Source organism: Achromobacter sp. DMS1 (assembly GCF_001270295.1).
Window position 1 is genome coordinate 1 of record NZ_LHSJ01000083.1, and the last position, 14,720, is coordinate 14,720.

At 68.1% G+C, this 14,720-nt stretch carries 10 protein-coding genes and 4 pseudogenes; 4 read left to right on the plus strand and 10 right to left on the minus strand.

Annotated elements, in window-relative coordinates; all coding sequences use genetic code 11:
• Positions 1-198 precede the first annotated feature (198 nt).
• Positions 199-399, minus strand: a complete 201-nt coding sequence (locus AD428_RS26090; protein WP_200908030.1) for a hypothetical protein — start codon at positions 397-399, stop codon at positions 199-201.
• A 205-nt stretch (positions 400-604) separates the two neighbouring features.
• On the opposite strand from AD428_RS26090, the gene AD428_RS11720 reads away from it, so the two are divergent.
• Both AD428_RS11720 and AD428_RS27890 read left to right on the plus strand, forming a co-directional pair.
• Positions 605-1,114, plus strand: a complete 510-nt coding sequence (locus tag AD428_RS11720; protein ID WP_053245281.1) for a hypothetical protein — start codon at positions 605-607, stop codon at positions 1,112-1,114.
• A 270-nt stretch (positions 1,115-1,384) separates the two neighbouring features.
• Complete coding sequence (locus tag AD428_RS27890) at positions 1,385-1,720, plus strand: hypothetical protein (RefSeq protein WP_053245282.1); 336 nt, start codon at positions 1,385-1,387, stop codon at positions 1,718-1,720.
• Between the two features lie 127 nt (positions 1,721-1,847).
• Here AD428_RS27890 and AD428_RS26775 read toward each other — a convergent pair whose 3' ends face one another.
• From AD428_RS26775 to AD428_RS11745, 5 genes and pseudogenes are all read right to left on the minus strand, one after another.
• A complete protein-coding gene (locus AD428_RS26775; protein ID WP_160318577.1) occupies positions 1,848-2,012 on the minus strand; it encodes a hypothetical protein in 165 nt (54 codons plus the stop codon).
• Positions 1,999-2,247 (minus strand): hypothetical protein, encoded by a 249-nt coding sequence (locus AD428_RS11730; RefSeq protein ID WP_082308375.1) that lies wholly within the window; start codon positions 2,245-2,247, stop codon positions 1,999-2,001. Before AD428_RS11730 ends, AD428_RS26775 begins: the two co-directional genes overlap by 14 nt.
• Positions 2,248-2,483: 236 nt before the next feature.
• Positions 2,484-3,829: pseudogene (gene serS, locus AD428_RS11735) on the minus strand (serine--tRNA ligase).
• A gap of 42 nt (positions 3,830-3,871) precedes the next feature.
• The gene (locus AD428_RS11740; RefSeq protein ID WP_053245284.1) at positions 3,872-5,212 is read right to left on the minus strand and encodes a replication-associated recombination protein A; all 1,341 of its coding nucleotides are present in this window, start codon (positions 5,210-5,212) and stop codon (positions 3,872-3,874) included.
• A gap of 75 nt (positions 5,213-5,287) precedes the next feature.
• Positions 5,288-6,082, minus strand: a pseudogene (locus tag AD428_RS11745) (deaminated glutathione amidase).
• Between the two features lie 221 nt (positions 6,083-6,303).
• Between AD428_RS11745 and AD428_RS11750 the strand changes: the two are divergent.
• Positions 6,304-7,175 (plus strand): annotated as a pseudogene (locus AD428_RS11750) (alanine racemase); the annotation flags it as partial.
• On the opposite strand, the gene tssM reads toward AD428_RS11750, so the two are convergent.
• The 4 genes and pseudogenes from tssM to tssJ form a co-directional block, all read right to left on the minus strand.
• Entirely contained in the window at positions 7,163-10,507 is a 3,345-nt protein-coding gene (tssM, locus tag AD428_RS11755; RefSeq protein ID WP_369798745.1) for a type VI secretion system membrane subunit TssM, read from the minus strand. The pseudogene AD428_RS11750 and the gene tssM overlap by 13 nt on opposite strands.
• Positions 10,504-11,776, minus strand: a pseudogene (locus AD428_RS11760) (DotU family type VI secretion system protein). Before AD428_RS11760 ends, tssM begins: the two are co-directional and overlap by 4 nt.
• A gap of 52 nt (positions 11,777-11,828) precedes the next feature.
• A complete protein-coding gene (tssK, locus tag AD428_RS11765) occupies positions 11,829-13,157 on the minus strand; it encodes a type VI secretion system baseplate subunit TssK (protein WP_053245285.1) in 1,329 nt (442 codons plus the stop codon).
• 36 nt (positions 13,158-13,193) lie between these two features.
• Entirely contained in the window at positions 13,194-13,754 is a 561-nt protein-coding gene (tssJ, locus tag AD428_RS11770; RefSeq protein ID WP_053245286.1) for a type VI secretion system lipoprotein TssJ, read from the minus strand.
• Positions 13,755-14,020: 266 nt separating this feature from the next.
• On the opposite strand from tssJ, the gene AD428_RS11775 reads away from it, so the two are divergent.
• On the plus strand, positions 14,021-14,368 hold the full coding sequence (locus AD428_RS11775; protein ID WP_235489922.1) for a TssQ family T6SS-associated lipoprotein: 348 nt from the start codon (positions 14,021-14,023) through the stop codon (positions 14,366-14,368).
• Positions 14,369-14,720 lie beyond the last annotated feature (352 nt).

Here is a 14,720-nt window from a genome sequence, read left to right on the forward strand (position 1 = left end):
CCGTCCTCGACCCGCAGCGGGCCGGTTGCGGGCAGGCCCGCGCCCAGCGCCGCGATGCGGCCGTCGCGCACGAGCACGTCCACCGTGCTCCCGCCCAGCGGGCGCACATTGCGAAGCAGCAAGCCGCTCGCTGGACGACCTTCGCGCCGCGCACGGCGGTATTCGCCCCTGGAGCTGTCCGGCAACGTCATGCCGAGGTCAGACCTTGGGAGGTTCGATCCAGAAGAAACGCTCGCCCTGGCGGATCATGTCCGCCACCCCTTCGGGAGCCAGGCGGTAATCGGTGCCCATGAGCGTGGCCCCGCCGTCTTCATGAATGTGAATGACGGCCAGCGGGTCGTTGGCCATGGTGTACCAGTAGTACCCGGGTTTGAGATCGTGCGGTGAAGTCGTAGTCATTCGTCGAGTATACAAACAACGCGCCGCCCGGCGCGGGGCCCGCGCCCGGGGGCGCAGCAAAAATAACGCGGAGACGGACACGATGCTTATGACGCGTCATACTCTGCGTTCCGCCGGGCCCAGACACGCGTACGCGGCGCGTCCGGCGAAACGCATAGCGGATATGCTCGTGCTGCGTTATCGACGAGAGGGGGGTGACGTTCCAATGAAGAGGCAGGCACTTCAGTTCAGCGAACCGCTCAAACAGGCGATATTGGACGGGCACAAAGTGCAGGCCCGCCGCATCGTCAAGCCGCAGCCGTCCAAGCCGACGACGGCCTGGTTCGCCGATGCCTCCGATTCGAGCCGCTGGATCGCCATGGGGCCTGCCGACGGCTGCGCCGAACTGCGCCGCACCTCCAACTGGATCACCTGCCCTTTCGGCAAGACAGGCCAGAGCATCGAGCTCGAGGACGAAAACGGCGTGCGCTTTGCCACGGCGGTGGTGGTGGGGGTCCGCATCCAGCGCCTGCAGCAGCTTACCGAAGCGGACGCGCGCGCCGAAGGCACGCAGGCCATCTACCAAAGCAGCGCCCTGCTGCCGGGCGTGCCCCTGCTGACGGCCTTTGCCATCAACTGGTGCGAGCGCTATGGCGCGCATGCCTGGGCCGCCAATCCCTGGGTCTGGGTGGTGGAATTCCGGCGCCAGCATCCCGGCACGGCCCCTGATTTCTGAAGATGCGGTTTTCCCGCCGGCGTTGGTTACCAGATGAAACTTCGCCGTCGAGGCCGGGCCCGAACCGCCGGATTTCAGTTGATTTCAAACCGGGGGTTTCCAGAGTGACGGACACCTGACGCAATGCAGCAAGCTGCCGGGATTCATTCGGGGGACGGTTGCGGATTGTCGCCATTGGGCCCGGGGCGCTTACGATCGGCGGGCGTGAAAACCGCGAAAATACGCCCATCGATACTCAACTTTGCTGCGTCAGCAGCAGGCAGGTGCAAGATGAAGAAGTGGCTGATAGCCGGCGCGGGCGCCGCGGCCATGCTGATTTCGGGGGTTGCGTCCGCCCGGGTGGACGTGGGCATCTCGATCGGCGTGCCGGGAATCGTGTATCCCGCGCCCGTCTACGTGGCGCCGCCTCCGCCGGTCGTCGTTGCCCCGCCGCCGCCCGTTTACTACCGGCCGGCGCCGGTTTATGTGGCGCCGCCGGTCGTGTACCCCGCGCCGGTATATTACGGCGGACGCCCCCACTGGCATGGCCACCGCCCTCCGCACGGGCATGGCCGGGGCTGGGGCCCTCCGCCTCCGGGATACCGCGGCGGTCCGCACCGGCACTGAACCGGCGCTCGTTAATACATTAACCAGCATGCCCGGATACCGCCTGGCATGCCGCAAAGCAAAAAAGCGCTCAACTTGAGCGGCTTTTTTGCTTTGCGGCGCGTAGCCGGCGCACCGCATCCGCCGATTATGCGACGGGCGTGCGTCCGACCTTGTCGGCGGTTTCGGCCGCAGGCTTGCGCAGGGTTTTGGGGGCCTTGCCGTCCACGGCAAGGCGGGGGGGTTCCTGGATCAGGTCGATCCAGCGGCGCGGCGTGCTCGACGCGCGCCACCAGCCATTATGCGGACGCATGGGCAAACTCCGGTTCACCGTTGAAACGAACCCCGTTGATGCCATGGAAAAGCTGCTCGCTCTCGCGCTGCGCCTCGTCCAGGCTGGCAAAGGGGCGCTGGCCGGGCACGGTCCAGCATTTTTCCGGCGCGTTCATGCCGACGCGGCGGGTCCATATTTGCACGCGATATCCCTGGCCGTCTTCGCGGGCCACGGTGCATCTCACGCGAAAATCTCCGATCATTCTTGAAGTCATGGACAAACTCCTTGTTATATAAGCTGAATGAAGCGTGTCGAACACATTGGTATTGTGCCGCAACTATCCGGCCCCACTTCCCGGATTACACACTTTCTAACATCAGAATCAGGGCTTTTACGCAAAATCAGATTAACTGCCAAACGCGACAGAAATATGGCTAATGATAAAAAAAAGCGGAACCCGAGGGTTCCGCTTTTTTATCGTCCATAAGGCCGATGGACAAACGGGCCGGTTCAGGGCTTGAGCACCTCGACCCCGCCCATGTAGGGCCGCAGCGCCTGCGGGACGCGCACGCTGCCGTCGGCCTGCTGGTGGTTTTCGAGCACCGCGACCAGCGCCCGGCCCACGGCCAGGCCGGAGCCGTTCAGGGTGTGCACGAACTCCGGCTTGCCCTGCGCGTTGCGGAAACGCGCCTGCATGCGGCGGGCCTGGAAGGTTTCGCAATTCGACACCGAGGAAATCTCGCGCCAGGTATTCTGCGCCGGCAGCCAGACCTCCAGGTCGTAGGTCTTGGCCGAGCCGAAACCCATGTCGCCGGTGCACAGCAGCACCACGCGATACGGCAGTTCCAACAACTGCAGCACACGCTCGGCGTGGCCCACCATTTCTTCCAGCGCCTCGTAAGAGCGCTCGGGGTGCGTGACCTGCACCATTTCCACCTTGTCGAACTGGTGCTGGCGGATCATGCCGCGCGTATCGCGCCCGCCGCTGCCGGCCTCGGAGCGGAAGCAGGGCGTGTGGGCGGTGAGCTTCATGGGCAGCGCCTCGGCCGGAAGTATGGCGTCGCGCGCCACGCTGGTCAGCGTGATCTCGGAGGTGGAGATGAGGTACTGGTCTTCGCGCACATAGGCCTTGCCGTGTTCGTCGACCTTGGGGTCGTCGTCGCCGCCGCCCTTGGACACGGCGAACATGTCGTCCTTGAACTTGGGCAGCTGGCCCGTGCCGTACAGCGTCGAGGCGTTGACGATATAGGGCGTGTAGCACTCGGTGTAGCCGTGCGTGCCCGTCTGCAGGTCGAGCATGAATTGCGCCAGCGCGCGATGCAGGCGCGCGACGGGGCCGCGCATGAACGAGAAGCGCGCGCCCGAGAGCTTGGCCGCGGTGTCGAAATCCAGGCCCAGCGGTTCGCCCAGGGCGACATGATCGCGTGGCTCGAACCCCAGCGGCGGCGGATTGCCGTCGGGGCCGGCCTCGGCGGGCAGCCAGCGGCGCACCTCGACGTTGTCGTCGCCGATTCGCCCACCGGCACGCTGGCGTGCGGCAGGTTGGGCACCGACATGAGCAGTTCGGCCAGCGGCTGCTGCAGCGCGGCCAGCTCGTCCTCGAGCTGCTTCAGGCGCACCGGCACGGCTTGCGACTCGGCCATGACGGCGCTGGCGTCCTCGCCCTTGGCCTTGAGCTGTCCGATCTGCTTGGCCAGCGCGTTGCGCCGGGCTTGCAGGGACTCGGTTTCGGTCTGGACGGCCTTGCGGCGGGACTCCAGGTCGTTGAACCGTTCCGTGTCGAAGGACACGCCGCGGGTCTTGAGGCGGTCGACGACGGTTTGCAGGTCTTTGCGCAGCAGTATCGGGTCTAGCATGGTGATGTCGGTGAGGTTGCGGAAAGCAACGGGCGCGGCCCGTTACCGTTTCCTGGCGCGTTCCTGGGCGTCCAGTTCGCGCAGGAAGGCCAGCTTTTGCTGGATTTTAGCCTCCAGGCCGCGATCGGTCGGGCGATAGAAGGAAGGGTTCATGCCATCCGGGAAATACCGCTCGCCGGCGGCGTAGCCGTGCGGCTCGTCGTGCGCGTAGCGGTAGGCCTTGCCGTGGCCCAGCTGTTTCATGAGCTTGGTGGGGGCGTTGCGCAGGTGGATGGGCACCGGCGCGCTGCCATGCTCGGCGGCAAACTTGCGGGCGGCGTTGTAGGCGTTGTAGACGGCGTTCGACTTGGCGGCGCAGGCCAGGTAGACCACCGCCTGGGCCAGCGCCAGCTCGCCTTCGGGCGAACCCAGGCGTTCGTAGATGTCGGCGCCGTTGAGGGCCAGCTCGGTGGCGCGCGGGTCGGCCAGACCGATGTCTTCGATCGCCATGCGCACCACGCGGCGCGCCAGGTACCTGGGATCGGCGCCTCCGTCCAGCATGCGGCAGAACCAGTAAAGCGCCGCGTCCGGGTCGGAGCCGCGCACGGATTTGTGCAGGGCGCTGATCTGGTCGTAGAACGCGTCGCCGCCCTTGTCGAAGCGGCGCAGGTTCTGCGACAGCGAGGTTTCGAGCCAGGCGGCGTCCACGGTGCCGCGGCCCGCGGCCTGCGCCGATTCGGCCACCACCTCCACCGCGCTGATGAGGCGGCGCGCATCGCCGTCGGCCCACGCGGCCAATTGCTCGCGGGCCTGCTCGTCCATGCTGATGCGCGCGCCCTCTTCGGCGTCTTCGTTGAGGGCCTGCAAAGCGCGGTCCACCAGTTGCAGCAGTTCTTCCTGCGTGAGCGATTGCAGCACGTACACGCGCGCGCGCGACAGCAGGGCGGAATTGACCTCGAACGAGGGGTTCTCGGTGGTGGCGCCGATGAAGGTGAACAGCCCGCTCTCGACATAGGGCAGGAAGGCGTCCTGCTGCGACTTGTTGAAACGATGCACCTCGTCCACGAACAGAATGGTGCGGCGGCCCTGCCCCTGCGCCACCTGCGCGGTGACGACCGCGTCGCGGATGTCTTTCACCCCGCCCAGCACGGCCGAGATGGCGATGAACTGGGCGTCGAAGCCGTCGGCCATCAGCCGGGCGAGCGTGGTCTTGCCCACGCCCGGCGGCCCCCAGAAAATCATGGAGTGCGGACGGCCGGACTCGAAGGCCACGCGCAGGGGCTTGTCCGGGCCCAGCAGGTGCGACTGGCCCACCACGTCGGAAAGCGTGCGCGGCCGCAGGCGCTCGGCCAGCGGCACATAGGGCCGGTGCTTGGGGTCGGCCGCAAAGAGATCGTTGCTCATTGACAGCAGATGGGGGGAAAAGGCGGGAAATTCAAGCCGCTATTACACCATGGGCGGCGTCCCGGCCGCCGGCGGTCAGGCCAGCTCCGGCGGGCCGAACCGTCGGTTGGCCAGCGCGGGCAGCACTTGCGGGCATGGTCCAGGCGCTGCCTGTCGATGTCGGCCAGCAGCAGCACGGGCGCTTCGCCGGCCCGCGCCGTGACCACGCCCAGCGGATCCACCACCATGCTGCAGCCAATGTTGCGTTCGCCGCATTCTCCCGTGGCCACCACGTAGCAGGTGTTTTCCAGGGCCCGCGCCGTGACCAGCACTTCCCAGTGGTGCTCCTTGAGCGCGCCCCGCACCCAGGCGGAGGGCAGCACCAGCACGTCGGCCCCGTCCAGGGCCAGGCGGCGGGCCAACTCGGGAAAGCGCACGTCGTAGCAGGTCATGAGGCCGACCTTGAAGCCGTCCACCTCCACCAGCGGCGGGATCTCGTCGCCGGCGGTGACGTTGGCGGATTCCTTCATGTTGAAGGCGTCGTACAGGTGCAGCTTGCGGTAGCGCGACAGGATCCGCCCATCGCGCAGCGTGACGAGGGTGTTCCAGACCCGACTCTCGCCGGTGGGCACGTGCACGCAGAACATGGTGGTGAGCGACGGCGTCGCGCGGCTGGCCTCCAGCAAGCGGGTCACGAAGGGGCCGTCCAGGGGCTGCGCGGCTTTCAGCACGATCTGCGGATCGGTGATATCGCGCGCCAGCACGCCTTCGGGCAGCACCAGCAGCCCCGCGCCCGCGGCGCACGGCGCGCGCCATGAGGTCTGCGCAGACCTGCGCGTTTTCTTCCCAGACTCGGCTGACGGCGAACTGGCCCAGGGCGACTTTCAGCATGGCGGTTCCTCGTAGAAGCATGCGCGGGCGGCGCCCCGCGTCGATGCGGCTATTGTCGCGCGATCGGCGGGGTCTGTGCGCCCCGGGGCCATGCGGACGCTGGAAGAAGCCGCGCACAGGTCCTAGGGGTTAGTCCCAACTGCTGTCTGTAAATTATTTTCAAGATAATCTCCAACATCAGCGTCTGATTGAATAATTTTTCAAGACACGCCGAGGCAGACATGACAAAGGGCGCCCCTTCCACTCCCGCTGTACCGCTGGATCCCGACGGCAAGGGCCTGGGCGCGTTTCCGCCCGCCTGTACCACGGCCGGGGCGGCCGGCCTCGGCTGGAATCTCCTGGCCGAGGACGTCAGCCTGCCCGTGGCCGTGCTGTACGAAAGCCGCGTGCGCCACAATCTCGCGTGGATGCAGCGGTTCATGGAAGCCTACCGCGTCAAGCTCGCGCCGCACGGCAAGACCACCATGAGCCCGGCGCTCTTCCAGCGCCAGATCGACGCGGGAGCCTGGGGCATCACGCTGGCCACGGCCCCGCAGACCCAGGCCGCCTACCGCCACGGCATCCGCCGCGTAATCATGGCCAACCAACTGGTGGGCAAGGCCAACATGGCCATCATCGCGCAGTTGCTGCGCGACCCCTCGTTCACCTACTTCTGCATCGTCGACTCCGCGACCAACGCGGCGCAGCTGGGCCGCTATTTCGGCGACCAGGGGCTGACCCTGCCCGTGCTGATCGAGCTCGGCCCGCCAGGCGGGCGCACCGGCGTGCGCGAGCCGGCGCAACTGCGCGAGGTGGCCGCGGAAATCGCGCGCTGGCCCGCCCTGGCCCTGGCGGGCGTCGAAGTCTACGAGGGCGTGCTGCAAGAAGAACCGGACATCCGCGCCTTCCTGCGGCGCGCGGCCGACGCCTGCGCGAACTGGCCGCCGCCGGGCGCTGCGCCGCAATGGTCCGGCGCTGATCTCCGGGGCGGGCTCGGCGTGGTTCGACGTGGTGGCCGAAGAATTCTCGCAGATCGACATCGGGGCCCCGCTGGACGTGGCGCTGGCGCCCGGGCTGCTATCTGTCGCACGACGTGGGCATCTACCGGGTGGCCACCTGCGGCCCGTGCGCGTAGCGCACCAGTTGCCCATCCACATCCATCAGGAACTGCGTGATGCTGCTGTCCATCTCCACCGGCCGGATCGACACGCGGAACTGCGGCGTGACGCTGCCGGCCGAAAAATAGACATCGCGGATCACGGCCGCGCGCTGGAAGGCGTCGAGCACGGGCGAGGTCTTGCCCGGCGTGCCGTCGATGCCCGGCTTGAAGCGCCAGCGCGGCCCTGACACGTCGATCTGCGTCGCCAGCCGCCGCTGGAAGTAATCGTCCATCATGCCGGTGCCCGGCGCGAACAGGCGCGCCATGTCGTTGGGCGCCACGTCGCGCGTGGAAGCGGGCGCGAAGGGATAGCGCCCCGCGATGGACTGGCGGCAGAACAGGCCGATGGTAGCGGCCACCTCGTCGTTGAGCTGCTCCTGCACCACGCCCGACACCTCGCCCGAGGCGCTCACCGACAGGCCGTGAGCAGGTCGCGCACCGGCTCGGGCATGCGGCCGCCTTCGGCGCGCAGCTTGGTCACACGTCGGAGCTGGGCGCCGGGTTGCGCTGCGCAGCGCCGCGTCCGAGGCGGTCAGGTAGGTGTACAGCTCGTTGATGAGACCGGTGGTGTTGGCGATCGGCGACATGCCGTTGGCGTCCGGCTGGGCCAGGCGGCGGTACGAATCGAAATGCTGGTCCACGATGGTTTCGAGCTTGCCCTCGGACGCATCGGCGCGCGTGCCGCCGGTCGGCCCCACCGGCCCGAACAGCTGCTCCAGCGTCTCGCGGGTGCTGCTCACCCGGCTCCTGGCCTCGTCCACCAGCGAGCGCGCGCCGCCTTCCTGCTCGCGCAGCAGCGTGGTTTCGCGCGCCACGCCCTGCACCAGCTTCACCAGCGGCGAATCCGGCGCGGACAGCGTGCGCGAGGTCTGGATGCTCTGCAGCAGCGAAGAGCTGGGCGCGAGCTTGATGTCGTTGAGATAGGCGTCCCAGGTGGCCACATAGTCGTTCAGGTAGAGCCGCCGGATGTCGTTGACCAGCGTGTCCTGCCCCGCCCGTTCGCGCAGGCTGCCCGGCTCGATGCCAAGCACCCAGGCATCGTCGGCGCGCAGCCGCTCGGCCACCTGCCCCACCCGCGTATTGAACACCTTCCAGTAGCCGTCGTAGCTGTACAGCGAGGGAATGCCCTGCGTGAGCGGCTTGCCGCTTTTGCGCGTGAACACCGCCCCGGCCTGCGGCCCGGCCAGCGTCACCACCGTGGTCTCGGGCGCCTTGGAGCCGCCGATCAGCAGGCGCCGCAGCCGGCTGTAGGAACGCTGCGCCAGCGTGTAGCGCGCCAGTTGCTCGCGCGCCCTGGCCACCAGCGCCTCGTCCTTGGGGAACGGCGAGACGATGACCTTGCCCTGCACCAGGTTGCGCAGGTGCAGCGACATCATGTCGTACTGGCGGCGCGTGTAGCCTTCGGGCAGCGTCTTCTGCATGTCGGACAGCAGCCAGGCGTGCATGAAGTCGGCATCGTAGTGGTCCGGCTCGTACAGCATGAGGTAGGCGCGCAGGGCCTCGTAGCCGTATTCCAGGTCGTCGGGCGAGGCGTTGCGCAGCGCCGACTCCACGCGCCGCGCAACCTGAGGCAGCAGCACCTGGTCCAGCGTATTGCGGTAGACGCCCTGCGCCGCGGCATACATCTTCTCGCCCTGGTACAGCCCGAAGCGGTAGCCCAGCGGCGGCGAGTGGATGTCGAAGTCCGCCCCTTGCGGCAGATACCAGAGCGCGTCCAGGAAAGGCATGAGGCCCAGCACGTCGCCGGCCTGGGTGATTTTCAAGTCCTTGCCCAGCTTGTCGGCCACCGGCACACGCCGCTCGATCTCGGCCAGGTAGCGCGAATTGTTGCCATAGCTCACGAACCATCCGGCGAGCAGCCCGACCAGCAGCAGCGTGATGAGCCCGTAGCCCGCCCAGTGCAGGCGGCGGTAGCGCCGCTCCCAGCGCAGGTTGCGCCCGGCCAGCCCCGCTTCCTTGAAGATCACTTCCTGCAGCAGGTTCTTCAGGAAGAAGCTGCGCGCCTCGCCTGCCGGCGCCTGGGTCTCCAGCCGGTTGTCCAGGCGCAGGTAGCGCCGCAGGCTGCCGGTGACCTGGTCGAAGGTTTCGCCTTCGTCCTGCGTGCCGCTGGTGAAGTACACGCCGCGCGGCACCAGCCGGGCCTCGTAGCGCGTGGCCGAGAACACGTCGCTCAGGAACTGGCCCAGCACGTTCTGCAGACTGGCGAACTGCTGCGGCAGCATGTAGGCCAGCGCCCGGCCGGCCTCGTCGTGCTGCGCGGCCAGCACCTCGGGCAGCGCGTCGTCCAGGCGGCGCTGCAGCAGGCGGTACTCGGCATGGAAAGCCTCGTACAGGTCGAAGCCCTCTTCCTGCGAGCGCGCATAGGGCAGCGTGAAGCCCCACACCTGCTCCAGATCCTCCCGACCGAAGGACTGGAAATAAGCCTCGAAGCCGGCCAGCAAGTCCACCTTGGTCACCAGCACATAGACGGGGAACTGGATGCCGAGCTGCTCGCGCAGCTCCTGCAGGCGCTTGCGCAGCACCGCCGCATGCTGCACCCGCTCCGTATCGGAGGCCGAAAGCAGGTCGGCCACGCTGACGGTCAGAATGGCCCCGTTGATGGGCTGGCGGCCGCGAAAACGCGACAGCAGCCCCAGGAAGCCTTTCCACTCGTTCTCGTCGCCGATGGGGTCGCTCTCATGCGTGGTGTAGCGCCCCGCCGTGTCGAGCAGCACCGCGTCGTCGGTGAACCACCAGTCGCAATTGCGCGTGCCGCCCACGCCCCGCAGCCCGACCTTGCCGTAGCGGTCGGCCAACGGGAAATTCAGGCCCGAATTGACCAGCGCCGTCGTCTTGCCCGAACCCGGCGCGCCCACGAACACATACCAGGGAAGCTGGTACAGATACTGGCGCGAAAAGCGCGAGAAGAACCCCGGCCGCTCGCCATGCTCGAAGCGCGTGCGGCGCAGCAGCTCCACCGCCTCGTCGAAGCGCTCTTGCAGCTCGCGCACCTCGGGGTTGACGGGCTCCTTGGCCTCTTCGCGCTTGGCGGCGGCGGGCCGGCGCAGCTGCCCCAGCAGCTGGGCGTTCAACCGGCCCTGGCGCCACTTGCGCCACAGAATGCGCAGCAGCGACCTCGAACAGCGCGACGAATTCAGGCCCGCCCGCGCGGCGGCCGGCTCCAGCGGCCGCCACTGGCCCACGGCGAGCAGCGGCCCCGCCACCCAGATCAACAGCGACAGCGCCACCAGGCCCAGGAAATTCCACAGGCCGCGGCTCATCAGGAAACCGAAGAAGGTATGGATCATTGCGCCGCTCCTTCCACCGTGGACGAGCGCGGCACGGGCGGCACCAGCAGCGTGATTTCCACGCGCCGGTTGCGGGCGCGGTTGGCGGCGGTGTCGTTGGGCGCCACCGGGTCCGCATCGCCCCGGCCCTCCGGCGCGCACGCGCCTGGATCGTCCAGGCGTTTTTCCAGGATCTCCTTGACCGCGTCGGCGCGGGCCTGCGACAGGTGCCAGTTCGACGGGAAGCGCGCGCCGCGGCTGGGAATGTTGTCGGTATAGCCGCTCACGAGAATGCTGCCCTCCGTCTCGCGCAGCGCGTCGGCGACGCGCGCGAGCACCGGCAGATAGCGTTCGCGCACGTCGGCCGCGCCGAATCGAACAGGCCGTCGCCGCGCAGCACCACCACGCTGCGGTCGGCCTCGTCGCGCACCGTGACCAGGTCTTCGCGGATTTCCGGCGCGAGGAATTCGGCCAGGCGCGGCTTGGGCGCCGGCTTGGCCGCGGGCGCCCGCGCCAGTTCCAGGCGCGCGTCTGCACCGCGCCGACCGCGGCGAACGCGCTGTCCGACACCGAGCCCAGGCGCCACGTCAGCCCGAAATAGGCTGCCAGGGCCAGCGCGCCCGCCAGCGCCGCGAACACCCAGAGCGGCACCGGCCAGGCGCGCGTGGCGACCTGCGCGGGAATGTCGCGCCAATGCGGCGACAGCTCGCGCGGATATTCCCCGCGCGCGCCGCGCAGGATGCGCAGCAGCCGCTGGCGCAGGGTTTCCAGCTGCGAGCGCCCGTTGTCCAGCACGCGGTAGCGCCCCTCGAAACCGAGCAGGAGGCAGTAGTACAGCAGCTCCAGCAGGTCCAGGTGATGGCTGGGATTCTGCGACAGCTTGGCCAGCAGTTGGAAGAACTTCTCCCCGCCCCAGGTTTCGTTGTGGAAGGTCACGAGCAGGCTGTGCGCGGACCACACCCCGCCGCCGCCCCAGGGCGTGAGCCGCGCGGCCTCGTCCAGCGCCGTGCACAGGCAGTAGCGCGCGCCCAGGATGGTTTCGTTGGGGATGCCGGCCTGCTGCGCGCGCAGCTCGAACTGCCGCACCTCATCCACCAGCTGCTCGCGCAGCATGGCGGGGGAAGGATGGGAGGCCGTATTGCGGATCTGCGGCACGAGGTCCAGCAGCGGATTGGCGGCCGCCACCAGCGGATTGCTGCCGCTGATGACGTACTCGCCGCTGCGGTGCCACGGCCCTTCGCCGCGCGCGGGGCCGGGAAAGGGCGAATCGAGAATGGCGTCGGTTGTCATATTGGGTCATCTCAGCGCCGGCGCGCCCGCGGAGGGGGGCCGGCAGGGGCGGTCAGTCGCGCAGCGCCCAGAACTCCATCGAGAGTCCGGGAAATTCGCCGGCCAAATGCATGGCCATGGCGCCGGTGCGCTCGAGCTGCTTCCAGAAATCGCCGCTCTTGTCCAGTTCGAAATAGACGTGCCCGGCGTTGTACGGAATCTGCCGGGGCGCCACCGGAAGCGTGCGCACCGTCACGCCGGGAAGCTGCAGGTGGACGAGATCGCGGATGCGGTCCACCGGGCCGATCTTGACCTGCGCCGGAAAACGCGCGGACACCACGTCGCGCGGCAGGTCCGCGTGCACGGCCAGCACGAAGGCCGCCGTGCGCAGCAGTTCCACGTCCGGGATCTGCGCCACGCGCACGCCCTGGCCGCGGTCCTGCAGCGGAATCTGGATGGCGTGCTGCTCCAGCACCACCGACAGCGAGCGGCGCAGCTCCTGCATCAGCGGCAGGAACGTAGCCCGCAGGTCGTCGTGCCGGTATTCCGGCAGCACGCGCGGACGCCGCTCCTCGGTGGTGTAGGTGGCCAGGTCGCAGGCCAGCATGAGCCAGTCGTGGAACACGCGCTCCGGGTGCGTGCCCGGCGCCTGCCGCGCGTGCCAGAGCGCGCCGGTGTAGCGGTTGACGGTTTCCAGCAGCAGGAAGTCGGCCACTTCCGACACACCGCCCCGGCCGGGCTGCGCCAGGCGCTCGTGCATGGATTCGGCACGCGCCTGCAGCAGGCCGGACAGCTCGTCGATGAGGCCGCCCAGCACTTCGTGGCGGCCCGCCGCCAGCCAGGGCGGGATGTAGTCGGGGTCCAGCGCCACGCGGTTGTCGGCGCCGCGCTCGCGCACCTGCGCCACCGGCAGGCCCACCCAGTCGTCGCCCAGTTCGCTCTCGGGCATGAGCCGCAGGCGCGGACGGCCCAGCTGCAGCAGGGCAGGCTCCAGCGCCAGCGCGCCGCTGTCGGCCACTTCTTCCTCGTGCACCAGATAGCGCGCGAGGTCGGCGTTCGTTTCCTCGTAGAGCACGTCGCACGCGCCTTCGCGCAGCGCGGGCAGCGCCAGCATCACGCGTTCGTCGCGCAGCGTCGCCGGCACTTCCAGCGCGGGCGGCGCCTCGTCGGCGTGCCGGAACAGGAACGGCGTGCCGTCGGGGAAGATGCCCTGCGCCTGCCTCAGCACCAGCTTGCCGATGGCCAGCGCATCCTCGTCGAAGGCCAGCTCGTAGAAGCCCCAGAAATGCGACTGGGGCGCGCGCAGGCGCGCCGTGTGCTCGAGATAGCGCTCGAACTGCTGGAAATGTTGCGGCCGCAGGAACATGCCCTCCGACCAGACCACTTTATTGTTAGATGCCATAGGCCCCACCAGAAACGCCGCGCGGCGTCGCGGTTCTCAGAAGATCATCCACCAGGCGCGCTCCTTCTTGACGACTTCCAGGCCCTTGCGGTCCACCTTGATGGGCACCGGCTCTTCGCTCGGAGAGAACTGCCAGACCTTGTAGATGTTGGTGTTCTGCGGCTCGGGCAGATTCACCGTGCGCCGCCACGCGCTCTGCTCGAGATCTCGGTATCCGGCCACCACGCCGATCACGCGCGCCTGGACATTGCCGGGACGGCGCACGACGCGGGTTTCGCCGGGCTTGAGAATGACCTGCTCGGTATCCAGCAGCTCGGCGCCCAGCGCGGCCTGGGGATTGCCCAGCAGCGTGAAGAAGTCCTTGCTCTCGAACTGGCTCGACGAACGCAGCTCGAAGATCGTGACCTGTATCGGCGACGCTCGGCCGTTGGAATCGGGGTTGACGTCCTTGGACGCGGTCAGCTCGACGGCATACGGCACCGCCACCTGACGCGCGGTGGACGCGCACCCTGCGACCGCCAGGACCGAGGCCGCCGCCAGGGCGGCGCGGGCCAGGCGCCCGAGGGACGCGTGCAAGGTCGCGCCTCGCATGAGCATGGATCCCTCCATTCTTGTATTTCGCGAAGCGCGTATCTTGGCCGCAAAAAAATGACTTTTCCGTGATGCAAGGATGACGTTACGGCTCTTACCGGGTTGTCACATTCAAAACAACTCTGATTCAGTGTAGAAACGAAAAGACGTAATTTCAGCGCCCGGTGCCGATATGATTCGGCGCACCCCCTGTGTCTTTTCCCTCTGAAAAGCTGTTTCAGCCTCCCATGATCCCGGTCCAACCCCTCCGATACATCGCTGCGACATTTGTCATGATTCTGGCCGCCGGCTGCGCCGTCCCCGGCAAGGTGCAGCGCACGGCCACCGCCGAAGAAACCGCCGAGCTGGCGCAGGTCAAGAGCGACTACGCGGCCGGCCGCTATGGCGAAGTCATCCGCCGCGTGGCGCGTTCGGACACGCTGGCTGGCGCGCCCGACGCCGAGCGCATCGAGGCGCTGAAGCTGCAGTCCTTCAGCTACTGCATGAGCAATTACACGCAACTCTGCCAGGACGGCTTCGAGCGCATCCTGCAGATCGATCCTTCCTTCACGCTGTCGCCCAGCGAGGCCGGGCATCCGCAATGGGGCCCCGTGTTCGCCAAGGCGCGCGCCGCGCACTGACGCCGCCGGCGGCGCGCCCGGCTGGAGCCCCCCACCATGAAACTGACCGCCCTGAGCCATAGCCGCCATCCCGGATTCACGCCGCTGTCCGTCCTGTTCGACAGCCCGGGAGGCACGATCGGGGCCGCGCCGCAGAACACCCTGGCGCTGCCGGCCGGCGACGGCCTGTGCCGCGTGCAGGCGGCGCTGCGCGTGGCCCAGGGACAATGCGCGCTGCATCAACCTGGAGCGCATGTCGCCGGTGAGCATCAACGGCCGCGCCCTGGCGCCCTGGGAAGAAGCCCCGGTGCGCGAAGGCGACCGCATCGAAATCGGCCCCTACGTGCTGGCGGCGGGCGAGCCGGCCGCCGCC

What these genes read in the sequence shown, in the direction of transcription:
- AD428_RS26090 (WP_200908030.1), bottom strand. Translation starts at nt 399, where the DNA reads ATGACTACGACTTCACCGCACGATCTCAAACCCGGGTACTACTGGTAC.
- AD428_RS11730 (WP_082308375.1), bottom strand. Translation starts at nt 2,247, where the DNA reads ATGACTTCAAGAATGATCGGAGATTTTCGCGTGAGATGCACCGTGGCC.
- AD428_RS11720 (WP_053245281.1), top strand. Translation starts at nt 605, where the DNA reads ATGAAGAGGCAGGCACTTCAGTTCAGCGAACCGCTCAAACAGGCGATA.
- AD428_RS11740 (WP_053245284.1), bottom strand. Translation starts at nt 5,212, where the DNA reads ATGAGCAACGATCTCTTTGCGGCCGACCCCAAGCACCGGCCCTATGTG.
- AD428_RS26775 (WP_160318577.1), bottom strand. Translation starts at nt 2,012, where the DNA reads ATGCGTCCGCATAATGGCTGGTGGCGCGCGTCGAGCACGCCGCGCCGC.
- AD428_RS27890 (WP_053245282.1), top strand. Translation starts at nt 1,385, where the DNA reads ATGAAGAAGTGGCTGATAGCCGGCGCGGGCGCCGCGGCCATGCTGATT.
- tssJ (WP_053245286.1), bottom strand. Translation starts at nt 13,754, where the DNA reads ATGCTCATGCGAGGCGCGACCTTGCACGCGTCCCTCGGGCGCCTGGCC.
- tssM (WP_369798745.1), bottom strand. Translation starts at nt 10,507, where the DNA reads ATGATCCATACCTTCTTCGGTTTCCTGATGAGCCGCGGCCTGTGGAAT.
- tssK (WP_053245285.1), bottom strand. Translation starts at nt 13,157, where the DNA reads ATGGCATCTAACAATAAAGTGGTCTGGTCGGAGGGCATGTTCCTGCGG.
- AD428_RS11775 (WP_235489922.1), top strand. Translation starts at nt 14,021, where the DNA reads ATGATTCTGGCCGCCGGCTGCGCCGTCCCCGGCAAGGTGCAGCGCACG.